Origin of the sequence: Mesorhizobium sp. M7A.F.Ca.AU.001.01.1.1, assembly GCF_004022735.1 — a bacterium.
Classification (GTDB): domain Bacteria; phylum Pseudomonadota; class Alphaproteobacteria; order Rhizobiales; family Rhizobiaceae; genus Mesorhizobium; species Mesorhizobium ciceri.
On sequence record NZ_RZPF01001189.1, the window covers coordinates 1 to 996 of the forward strand.

Here is a 996-nt window from a genome sequence, read left to right on the forward strand (position 1 = left end):
GAGCTGGTGACGATCCCGCGGTGCTCGAAGCCAGGCTGGAACGGGAGAAAAAATTCGATCCCGACATCTGGGTGGTCGAAATCGAGGCCGGTGCCGTGCCCGTCGAGGAGCTTATTTCCGTGAAGACGCCCTGAGGCCGGAAGAAGCCGCCGCATCGTCGCTGTTCGAAGCGGTGCGTGTATCGCTGTTGGCAGGTGCTGCGCCGCGAACCACCCTTGAAAGGATTTCCGCTCTCCACGACCGCATCTTGTCCTGGGCCGCCTCGCGATGCAGCAGCCGGTAGCGGTCGAGGAAAGTCCGGATAGCCTGCGGGTGCGGGAACTGGCTGGGATAGACGGCAACCGTGACCAGGAAGGCCCTGTCTTCGCTGAGGTCGAGCGAGCGCAAGGCGACAAGCAGCGAGGCATAATTCTGGTTGGCGGTGAGCGATCGCGCGGTCTCGAAATCGATGTCGAGCGCATCGGCGAGCGCGGTCTGGAAGAACGCGGCGTTTCCCGTCAGCGCTGTCTCGCGCAATTTCATATAGGTGTCGGCGCCCTTGAAAGGCTCGGCGGTCGCTGTCTTCTCGTCGCCGGTGCGCATCATCGAGCGCAGCCTGCGCCGTGCATTCTCGGCCGCGATGCCGAGTGTCTGTTCCCGGGCTGGCTCGCCGGAGGCGGTATCCGCGCTCGCTGGCGCGATCTTGTCTGCCCCAGCGGCGTTCGCATCCGGGTCCGGCGCGCGCACCAGGGTTGGCCTCTCGAGGGCCCTGATCAGGTCAGCAATGGTCGGGTTCAAGCCCTTGCGGCGCGCAATGGCACGCGCATGCGGCAGGCCATGTCGCCCGATCAGGGCGATGAGATCGATGTCGCTGACGGCGCGTGAGCGGATGAGCAACGGCGCGGCAATGTCGACCGGTTCCTCGCAAAGACGGCGCACCAGGGCGGCGGGTGCGTATTCGCATTCGGAAAGGGCGGCTGCCACGTAACGGCGGGATTCGACGGACACCTCCTTGAA

2 protein-coding genes are annotated in these 996 nt (G+C 65.2%); one reads left to right on the forward strand and one right to left on the reverse strand.

The annotated features are described in order from the left end of the window. On the forward strand, window positions 1-134 hold a 134-nt coding region (locus EN884_RS36960; protein WP_128361176.1), incomplete at its 5' end, for a DUF1491 family protein. Here EN884_RS36960 and EN884_RS36965 read toward each other — a convergent pair. Further along, window positions 112-996: hypothetical protein (locus EN884_RS36965; protein ID WP_128361177.1), on the reverse strand; the 885-nt coding region annotated here is incomplete at its 5' end. The genes EN884_RS36960 and EN884_RS36965 overlap by 23 nt on opposite strands.